Origin of the sequence: Amycolatopsis sp. lyj-108, from assembly GCF_046549005.1 — a bacterium.
Taxonomy (GTDB): Bacteria; Actinomycetota; Actinomycetes; order Mycobacteriales; family Pseudonocardiaceae; genus Amycolatopsis.
The window spans coordinates 69,042-78,194 of record NZ_JAJPWQ010000019.1; the positions used below are offsets into that span (position 1 = coordinate 69,042).

The window sequence follows — 9,153 nt, forward strand, 5'->3', positions numbered from 1 at the left end:
GAGAGAAGGCCCGTTCATGACCGTGCGGATTCGGTGGCAGGAGCCACTGTGCACCGCGTTGCTCGCCTCCACGATGATCGGCGCCTGCCCGGCTTCGGCGGCGGCCCAGCCGGCACCCGGCAGCGACGGGTACGTGCACGTCTCACCCGACGGCACCGTCCTCGGCCCCGATCCTTACTACCCGAAGGACGGCAACGGCGGTTACGACGTCGACAAATACTCGCTCGCGTTGGACTACGCGCCATACGCGATGCTGTTGAGCGGCAGAGCGACGATCACCGCGACAGCGACCCAGGACCTGAGCCGGTTCGACCTGGACTTGCGCGGGCTCACCGTCCGGTCGGTCACCGTCGACGGGGTGGCCGCCGCGTTCCGGAGGGCGGGCGAACACGAACTCGTGATCACCCCGCGGACCCCGTTGGCCGCGGGCGAACGGTTCACCGTCGTGGTCGGTTACGACGGGCGCCCGGAGCCGATCGCCACCGCACGCGGCCGGGTCGGCTGGCTGGCCGCTTATGGCGATTCCGCCGTGGCCACCGGGCAACCACGTTCGGCGATGACCTGGTTCCCCGTCAACGGCACCGAAGTCGACAAGGCGACCCTGCACGTCTCCGTCACCGTCCTGGGCGAATTCTCCGTGCTGGGCAACGGTTCTCAGGTCTCCGACGTGCCCGCGGGCACGGGACGGCACACCGTCACCTGGGCAGAGGACACCGCTCTCGCGCCGAGTACGGTGATGCTCGGCATCGGGCGCTGGGAGGTCGAGAGGATCACGCTTCCCGGTGGCCGGACCGCGATCAACGCCTACCATCCGTGCGCGACGGGCAAACGCGAACTCGGCGGCAAACTGCCCGAGGTGCTGGAATTCCTCACCGGGAAGTTCGGCGACTACCCGCAATCGGCGGCGGGTGGACTGTTCCTCGACCGTTCCCTCGGCTACACACACGGCGCCCAGACCCGGCCGGTGTACGGCCGCGCGGCCACCGTCGCCGACCTGGTGTACGCCACCGCGTACCAATGGTGGGGCGCCGGGGTGAGCGGCAAGATGTGGCGCGACACGCTGATGCCCGAGTCCATCGCGCAGTACGCGGTGTGGCTGTGGGACGAAGGCAAGAACGGCGTCGATCTCGACCGACGGTACCGCGAAATGGTGGCCAAGGTGAGCGGTGACGCGGGTTTCTGGGCACCCAAGCTCACCGATCCGGGCAAGGGCAACGAATTCGCGCCCACCACCAAGGCGGTGCTGATGGTGCACGCGCTGCGGCGTCTCATCGGCGACGACGCGTTCTTCCAGATCGTGGCGGGATTCCCGGTGATCAACCCGCAGGGAAACCAGAACTGGCACGACTTCGAGCTCTACGTCTCCGCGATGACGCAGCTCGACCTCGGCGACTTCACCCGCGCGTGGCTGGACGGCACGGTGCGGCCGCCGGACGAGCTCCTCTTTCCGGGGATGTGACAGGACCGAAGAGGTTCTTAGTGGTACGGCAAACGTGTTGTGTTGCGAAACTCGGCCTTAGCCCATGCACCAGCCCGAGCCAGGGCGAAGGCTCCCTTCACCGCGTCTGATGCGGCGAAGGGAGCCTTCGGCCCCTGTGGCCGGCACCGCAAGTAGGTGACTAATTGCGGCGGTGTCGGTCCAGGTACGCGGCATAGACCGGCGCAGTCCTCGCCTCGGCCCAGTACGCTTCGACCACCGCCGAGATCAGCTCCGCGCGCCGTCCCGCCACGAAGGTCTCCTTGTTCCAAGCGAGAACATGCCTGCGCGGCAACACATCCCCGCGTAGCGGCCGGGCCACCAGGCCCTGGTTCCGCGGATCGCAGATCGGCTGTGAGAGCCCGATCGCGCCGGACCGGACCACCAGCAACGCCACCTGCTGCGAAGTCACCTGATGGGCGACCGACGGGCTGAACCCGTGCCGCGCGCAGGTCTCCACGAAGTACCGCGTGAACGTGGCCGCCGAGGAATCGGACACCATCACCCACGCTTCGTCCCGCAGCGCACGCAGGTCGATGGTCTCCTCGCACGCCAGCGGATGGTCTTCCGGCAGCAGCACGAAGGTCGGCTCGGTCACCACGATCTCGGTGTCCACGTTCGCGGGTATTTCGAGTTCGTATCCCGGATAGTCCTTGACCAGCCCCAATTCCGCGCGCCGCTGAGCCAGCAAGGGCAGCAGCCGCTCGGGATGGTCGTCGTGCACGACCTGCACTTCGGAGACCTCCGGCCACAACCTGGTCACCAGCGAAGGCAGATGCGCCACCAGCGCGCTCGCCACCGCCGCCACCCGGACGACGCCGGGCGGGCCGCTGGGGCAGACGCGCTGCTCGATGTCTTCGAGCAGTTTGTCCAGCTGTGGCAGCAAAGCGGCGGTGCGGCGCAACAGGAGTTCACCCATCGGCGTCGGCGTCACACTGCCTTCGCGCCGCTCGAACAGCTGATAGCCCAGCATGTTCTCCAGCCGTTTGAGTTGCGCGGAAACCGCGGGCTGGGTGACGCCGAGAGCGATCGCGGCACGGGAAAGGCTGCCCGTGTCCGCGATCGCCCTGATCACCCGCAGGTGGTGGACATCCAGTTGTACGACGTCGAACTCCTTTGTCACGAACAGGTTTTCGACCCGTCGAAAGAAGTCATGGCCGGGGAAAGCACCGCGGCCGCGGTCCGTCTGCCGAGCAGAATATACAGCAGAAAAGCACCCGAAACGGAATTCACGGTGGGAATTCCCCACGGCAGCCAGATGCCCACCGCGGCCCCGGCCACCCAGCAGATCAGCCCGCCGGGAACCCACGACGGACAGGTCGAAGGCAGTTCCCCGGACGCGCGGGTGGCGTTCAGTTCCGGTTTCCAGCGCCGGACCACGTAGTACTCGGCGATCACCACCCCCGCCACCGGCGGCGTGAGCACGCCGACCCAGGTCAGGAAGGCGGTGAAATGGTCGAGGATGCCGATCGCGGAGAGCACTGTGCCGAGCCCGCCGAGCAACAGGGTCGCGGTCGTGCGGTCCAGCCGCCGGGACAGCAGCACCTGGACGGCGTTCACCAGCCCGAGCGAGGACGAGTAGAGGTTCCAGTCGTTGATCTTCAGGATCGCGGTGACCAGGATCAGCGTGCCGAGCACTCCCGAAGACGAGGTGATGATCCCGACCACGTCGGCGCTTTTCGCCGCGTGGGCGAGCAGCACCCCGATCAGGCCGATCAGGTACTGGCCGAGGGTGACGCTGACCAGCGTCTGCTTCACGACGTCGGACGCGGTCCGGTTGAAGCGGGTCATGTCCGGGGTCATGATCGCGCCCATGATGAACGCGCCCGCCACCAGCGTGGTGCCCTGCGCCAGCGATATCGACGGCCCCGGTGGCGGCTCGGACATCAGCGCGGGCAGCGAATGGTCGTCGAGGGCGGTGATGATCGAAAAGCCCGCCAGCGCGAGGAAAGCGGGCACCGTCAGGTATGCCGTCCAGGCCATCGCGTGGAAGCCGAACACGACGATCGCGGTCACCAGCGCGCCTCCGGCGAGCGCCCACACCCACACCGGCGGGCCGCCCATCAACGCGTGGAGGCCGTGGGCGAACACGTCGTTCTGCACGCCGAACCAGCCCGCCAGGCTCACCGTCATCAGCAGCCCGACCAGCGAAGACCCGCCGGTGCCGAAGCCAGCCCAGCGCGCGAGCACCGACGTCGAAAGCCCTTCCCGGGTGCCCGCGACACCCATCAGGATGGTGATGATCTCCAGCAGTACCGAACCGATCGTGATGGCCAGCACCGCGTCCCAGAACGTCATACCGAAGCCGAGTACCGCGCCGAGCAGGAACTGATGGAACGAGGACACCTGCCCGAACCGTTGCAGTGCGACGGAAATCCAGGAGTAGCGGCGTTCGGCGGGCACCCGGCACAGGGAGAAGTCGTCGTGTTCCACGGTCACTCCACCCGTTCCGGGACGGCCTGCTCGAGCACGACGAAGCCCTGGCCGGGCAGTGGCCGCCAGGAGAGTTCGCCGCGGTAGAGCCGTTCGAGGAACGGGACCCGCTGGTGATAGGCGAACACGGAACTGCCGACCCCGGCCACGGCGACGGTGCCGACGAACATCGGCAACTCGGCCAGGAAGTACCGGACGGCGCTGCGCAGCTGGTCAGGCGTGGGGTGTTCGCCTTCGGGCAGCCGCCGGTCCAGCACCCAGCCCGTGGCACCGAGGCACTGCCGGGCGAACGCCGGATCGGTGGCGAACCGCCGGTGCGCCTCGGAAAGCAAGCCCAGATACGCGGGGTCGGTTTCGAGCACGGCGGTGTCCAGGATCAGGGTGTGCGGGTCCGACGGGCAGACCTGCCGCACCGCGCGGACGATCTTGTTGCGCGTGTAATTGCCTTGCCGCTGCGCCTTCTGCGCGGCACGCACCGGGTCGTAGCCGAGCGCTTCGAGGGTGAACGCGGACGGCCCGTCCGGGACGAAGAAATGAAAGCGCCGAAAGGCCGACATGGCCCAGCGGGCGAGATCGGCGATACGGTCCACGGTGAAATAGCTGTTGAACGGGCTGACGCCGAGGCAAACGTGCTCGGCCCGCGCCAGCGGATCGGCGCAATGCTCGGTGAGCGGCAGTGGTCGCGGCAAGACGGCTCCTGAATCGCGGGATATGCGGGAGAAGAGGCGTCGACCGAACGTAGCCATCGCTCGATGGCACGGGTATTGCCACCGAATGTTGTCATCGGATTATGAGAAATCGCCGCTCTCGACTTTCGGAGGTGCCGGGCGCGAACCGGGCGCGGTATACGAAGTCATGGAGATTCAGGTTCGGCATCTTCGCGTGATCTGTGAGATCGCTTCCCACGGCAGCCTGAACCGTGCCGCCGCCGGACTGGGGCTCGGGCAGCCCGCGCTCAGCCACCAGTTGCGCCGGATCGAGCGGATGGTCGGCGGCCCGCTGTTCCACCGCGACCAGCACGGGGTGCGGCCCACCGAACTCGGCGCCCTGATCCTGCGGCGGGCGCGGGCGATCGTGCTCACCTTCGACGAGCTGGAGCACGACTTCCACCGTCGGGCACCCGAGACCGGCGAATCGATCAGGATCGGCTGGAACGACAGCGCCATCACGGGTTCGCTGCTCGGCGGGCTGCGCGACCTGCGGCCGGGCGAACCGTTCCGCACCCGTGCGGACACCTCGCGCACCCGGCTGCTCGCGCAGGTCGCGAACCGGGGCATCGACCTCGCGCTGATCATGATCTGCGGCAGGCGCGGCCTCTCCGTGCCGCCGGAGGTGCGGACCATGACTCTCGTCGAGGAGCCGTCGTTCGTCGCGCTCCCGGCCGAACACCCGCTCGCCGGCGAAGAGGAGATCGAACTCGCCGAACTGGCCGGGGAGGACTGGATCGTGTCGAGCGGCGGCGACGGCTGCCGCGTGGTGTTCCGCGAAATGTGTCTCGCGCACGGTTTCGACCCGCGGATCACCCACGACGTCGACATCGACACCGCACGGGAAGACCTGGTCAGCGGCGGGTACGGCGTCGGGCTGGTCCAGCCGACCCGGCCACCGTCGGACGGACTGGCCATCCGGCCGCTGGCCGGCGCGCCGATGTGTGTGCGGCATGTGCTCGCCTGGCGGGAGGACGGCCCGTGCGCGCCCGGCGTCCCGGAACTCGCCATCGAAGCGACGGCCGGATATTGGCGGCTCGCCGAGCGGACGGCGCCGTACCGCACCTGGCTGCACCGCCACGGCAGGCTGGCCGCCGGATATTGACGGGTACGGCAAAGGTGGCAGGTTGCGAAACCCAGGGCGAGATGCGTCGCGAAAGCCACTTTCGCGACGCCTGAGGTCCCGAAAGTGGCTTTCGCGACACGGCCGGCCCCACGGCCGCGAGCGAATCCCGCGACCCCGACACCTTTGCGCTACCCCTCAATAACCCGTCGGCATGCCGATGCGGCACTAGAGCGTCCCCCGGCGGCCGTCCGACGATGGGAATCGTCAATCACGGCCTGCTGAAAAGGGGCACCATGCTGCCGTTGATCACTCGTACGGAACTGCTCTCCGGAATGGAGACCGGATCGGTGATCGTGGTCGACACGATGCCGGTCGCCTATTTCGAAAAGGAGCATCTTCCCGAAGCCCGCAACATTCCGGGGTTCCCGTACGAACAGGCGGCCGAATTCACCGACCGCCTGGCACCGGAGGTGCTCCCGGACAAGACCGCCGCGATCGTCGTCTATTGCGCGAACACGCCGTGCCGCAACAGTGAATTCGTCGGTCGGCGCCTGCTGGAACTCGGATACACGAACGTCCGTAAGTACCGCGAAGGCATCGAAGACTGGGTCTCGAACGGTTTGCCGACCGCGTCTTCGTCCTGAGTGGACTCCTCACAGCCAAGGAGATCGTCTTGTCCAAGCTCAAACGATTCGTCTGTGTACTGGCCGGCGTGCTGGCGCTCATCACCGGCTTCGGCAACGGCGTGGCTTCCGCCGCGCCGACCGCCGAGAACGTGATGACGGTGACTTCGGCCAATTACGCCGAGGTCATGAACATCTCGCGGCAGAAGCTGGTCATCATGGACTTCGGCGCGACCTGGTGCCCGCCGTGCCGCCAGATGAAGCCGGTGATCGAACGGCTCGCCGGTGAATACGGCGGCCGGTTCCTGCTGGGCGAGGTCGACGTCGACCAGAGCCGTGACCTGTCCACCCGGTACAACATCCGCTACCTCCCGACGCTGGTCGGCGTCCGCAACGCCGCCGAACTGCCGTCGTCGCGGAACATCGGCTACCCGGGCGAAGCGCGGTTGCGCGCCTGGATCGACGCTCAGCTCGCGAAGGGCTGACCGATGACGTCGGAGAGAAACGCTTCGACGGCACCGAGGTAGGTATCCGGCGCTTCGTCGTGCACCACGTGCCCGGCGCCTTGGACGACGATATGCCGTCCGAGGCCGCCGGGCACGCGGGCGGCCAGCTCGGCCTGCTGGCCGTGCGGCATCGCGGTCCGTTCGCCCTCGATCGCGAGCAGCGGGCATTTCACGCGTTCGACGAACTCCCAGAAATCGCGCCGCCCCCATTCCGCCGCGATCTCGTACAGGTCCGAGAGGGAAGCGATCAGGTGGTAGCCGTCCTCACGTTCCTCGACGCATTCGATGAAGTAGTCGCCGGTGTCGCCGAAGAACTCGCGCACGTGGGCCAGCGACCGGAACGGGACCGGCCACGAGTCGAAGTACCCGCGCCAGGTGTCCACGGTCCGGCCGCGCTGATCCGGCGCGAAATCCTCGCAGACCACGGCGCGGACGAGATCGGGATGGAGCGCCGCGGTGACCCAGGCGTGCAGGCCGCCCATCGAATGCCCGATCAGGACCGCGGGCTCGTCGAAGGTCCGCAGCACCGCGGCGACGTCGTCGGCGAACCGCTCGGTGCGCCATGGCCCGCCGCGCGGCCCGCGTCCGTGACCACGCGCGTCGAGGCCGTGGACACGCCCGTACGGTTCGAGCCTTCGCGCGACCCGCCACCACGTCGTCGCCCTGCCCATCAGTCCGTGCAGCAGGACGATCGGCGGCCCGTCGCCGCCGAAAGTGATCAACCCGTCGCGCTGGATCACCACTAAGCTCCCCTCCATGCGCAGCCGTGTCCCCGCCGCCGGCCTGGTCCTGGGGCTGGTCTGCGCCCTGATTATCGGCTGTACCGCCGATCCTCCGCCCGCCACACCCCCACCGCCGCCGCCGATGAACCCGGCTCCCGGCGCTTCGGGCGCGGGTGACCCGTACTACCCGATGGACGGCAACGGCGGTTACGACGCGGCCGAATACCAGGTCGGGATCACTTACGACCCCGCGAAAGGGCGTCTCGACGGCGACACCACCGTGATCGCGAAAGCGACCCAGGACCTCAATCGGTACAACTTGGACTTACGCGGCTTGACGGTCCAATCCGTTGAAGTGGAGGGAAAACCGGCGAAGTTCGCCCGCGAGGGCGAATTCGAACTGGTGGTGACGCCCGCCGAGCCGATCCGGAACGGGACCACCTTCCGCACGAAGATCCTCTACGGCGGCGACCCGTCGGCGACCCCCAAAGCGGGCGGCAGCGAGAACGGCTGGCAGAAGTCGAAGGACGGCGGCGCGTTCATCGTCGGCGAGCCGCATTCGGCCTCGTTCTGGTATCCCGTCAACGAAACTCCGCGCGACAAGGCGATGTTCACCCTCACCGCGCGGGTGCCGGACGGCTGGACCGTCATCTCGAACGGCCGCGAGATCCAGAAGACCTCGGCGAACGGCTGGAGCACGACGTCCTGGCAGGAACGCACACCCGTGGCGGCCTACCTGACCACGGTGGCGATCGACAAGTTCACCGTCGACCGGATGGCACTCCCGGACGGGACACCGGTGGTCAACGCGTACGCGCCGGGTGCCGAGGACCGGCGCGACACCGGCAGGCGGCTGCCGGAGATCATCGGCTTCCTGAGCTCGAAGTTCGGGCCGTACCCGGTGGACGCGGCCGGCGGCATCTACCTCGACGAGGACATCCATTTCTCGCTGGAGACCCAGACCAGGCCCACCTACGCGAAATGGGCCGACCTGATCACCGTGGTGCACGAAACCGCACACCAGTGGTTCGGCGACTCGGTGACGCTGAATTCGTGGTCCGACATCTGCCTCAACGAATGCCTCGCCTCGTACGCGCAATGGCTGTGGCAGGAATCGCGGGACAACGAGAACCTGGACGACCGCTACCGCGCCGCCCTCGAGATCATGGGTGGCAGCAAGGACTTCTGGGCGTCGAAACTGGTCGACATGGGAGCAGGGCAGGAATTCCACGGCGTCTACGACAAGGGGATCCTGGCCATCCACGCGCTGCGGCGGAAGATCGGCGAAGGAGCGTTCGCGCGGCTGCTGAAGGAGTGGCCGGCGGCGTACCGGAACGCCAACGCGTCCTGGGCGGATTTCGAGGCGTTCACGATCAAGCTTTCGGAGCAGGACCTGCGGCCGTTCTTCGACGCCTGGTTCCACGGCACGACGATCCCGCCGGACGCCGAACTGCTGCCGGGCACCCTGCGAGGCTGACGCCCCCCCCCCCCCGGGGGGGGGGGGGGGGGGGGGGGGGGGGGGGGGGGGGGGGGGGGGGGGGGGGGGGGGGGGGGGGGGGGGGGGGGGGGGGGGGGGGGGGGGGGGGGGGGGGGGGGGGGGGGGGGGGGGGGGGGGGGGG

The 9,153-nt window shown here is 68.2% G+C and carries 9 protein-coding genes; 5 read left to right on the forward strand and 4 right to left on the reverse strand.

Translation table 11 applies throughout. From position 1 onward, the window contains the following. Positions 1-16 precede the first annotated feature (16 nt). Positions 17-1,459 carry a M1 family metallopeptidase gene (locus tag ACLJO0_RS42900; RefSeq protein WP_410585633.1) on the forward strand — a complete coding sequence of 481 codons (1,443 nt, stop codon included), beginning with the start codon at positions 17-19 and terminating at the stop codon, positions 1,457-1,459. Positions 1,460-1,619: 160 nt separating this feature from the next. Here the strand turns inward: ACLJO0_RS42900 and ACLJO0_RS42905 are convergent, their stop codons facing one another. The 3 genes from ACLJO0_RS42905 to ACLJO0_RS42915 are packed head-to-tail and all read right to left on the reverse strand — an operon-like array spanning position 1,620 to position 4,599. Further along, positions 1,620-2,600, reverse strand: coding sequence for a LysR family transcriptional regulator (locus ACLJO0_RS42905; RefSeq protein ID WP_410585634.1), 981 nt, complete (start codon positions 2,598-2,600; stop codon positions 1,620-1,622). Continuing rightward, on the reverse strand, positions 2,597-3,910 hold the full coding sequence (locus tag ACLJO0_RS42910) for a purine-cytosine permease family protein (RefSeq protein WP_410585635.1): 1,314 nt from the start codon (positions 3,908-3,910) through the stop codon (positions 2,597-2,599). The genes ACLJO0_RS42905 and ACLJO0_RS42910 overlap by 4 nt, the downstream gene beginning before the upstream one ends. A gap of 2 nt (positions 3,911-3,912) precedes the next feature. After that, the gene (locus tag ACLJO0_RS42915) at positions 3,913-4,599 is read right to left on the reverse strand and encodes a tRNA-dependent cyclodipeptide synthase (protein WP_410585636.1); all 687 of its coding nucleotides are present in this window, start codon (positions 4,597-4,599) and stop codon (positions 3,913-3,915) included. 166 nt (positions 4,600-4,765) lie between these two features. Here ACLJO0_RS42915 and ACLJO0_RS42920 point away from each other — a divergent pair, with 166 nt between their 5' ends. From ACLJO0_RS42920 to ACLJO0_RS42930, 3 genes are all read left to right on the forward strand, one after another. Then, on the forward strand, positions 4,766-5,722 hold the full coding sequence (locus ACLJO0_RS42920; protein ID WP_410585637.1) for a LysR substrate-binding domain-containing protein: 957 nt from the start codon (positions 4,766-4,768) through the stop codon (positions 5,720-5,722). A 254-nt stretch (positions 5,723-5,976) separates the two neighbouring features. Next, a complete protein-coding gene (locus ACLJO0_RS42925) occupies positions 5,977-6,327 on the forward strand; it encodes a rhodanese-like domain-containing protein (protein ID WP_410585640.1) in 351 nt (116 codons plus the stop codon). A gap of 29 nt (positions 6,328-6,356) precedes the next feature. Continuing rightward, on the forward strand, positions 6,357-6,791 hold the full coding sequence (locus ACLJO0_RS42930) for a thioredoxin family protein (protein ID WP_125791224.1): 435 nt from the start codon (positions 6,357-6,359) through the stop codon (positions 6,789-6,791). Here ACLJO0_RS42930 and ACLJO0_RS42935 read toward each other — a convergent pair. After that, positions 6,773-7,570, reverse strand: coding sequence for an alpha/beta fold hydrolase (locus ACLJO0_RS42935; RefSeq protein ID WP_410585638.1), 798 nt, complete (start codon positions 7,568-7,570; stop codon positions 6,773-6,775). The genes ACLJO0_RS42930 and ACLJO0_RS42935 overlap by 19 nt on opposite strands. Between ACLJO0_RS42935 and ACLJO0_RS42940 the strand changes: the two genes are divergently transcribed. After that, positions 7,569-9,011, forward strand: coding sequence for a M1 family metallopeptidase (locus tag ACLJO0_RS42940; protein WP_233598931.1), 1,443 nt, complete (start codon positions 7,569-7,571; stop codon positions 9,009-9,011). The genes ACLJO0_RS42935 and ACLJO0_RS42940 overlap by 2 nt on opposite strands. The last annotated feature ends 142 nt before the right edge of the window (positions 9,012-9,153 follow it).

Bases quoted from the DNA above. Each gene is read 5' to 3' on its own strand.
- ACLJO0_RS42900 (WP_410585633.1), top strand. From the start codon at position 17: ATGACCGTGCGGATTCGGTGGCAGGAGCCACTGTGCACCGCGTTGCTC.
- ACLJO0_RS42920 (WP_410585637.1), top strand. From the start codon at position 4,766: ATGGAGATTCAGGTTCGGCATCTTCGCGTGATCTGTGAGATCGCTTCC.
- ACLJO0_RS42925 (WP_410585640.1), top strand. From the start codon at position 5,977: ATGCTGCCGTTGATCACTCGTACGGAACTGCTCTCCGGAATGGAGACC.
- ACLJO0_RS42940 (WP_233598931.1), top strand. From the start codon at position 7,569: ATGCGCAGCCGTGTCCCCGCCGCCGGCCTGGTCCTGGGGCTGGTCTGC.
- ACLJO0_RS42935 (WP_410585638.1), bottom strand. From the start codon at position 7,570: ATGGAGGGGAGCTTAGTGGTGATCCAGCGCGACGGGTTGATCACTTTC.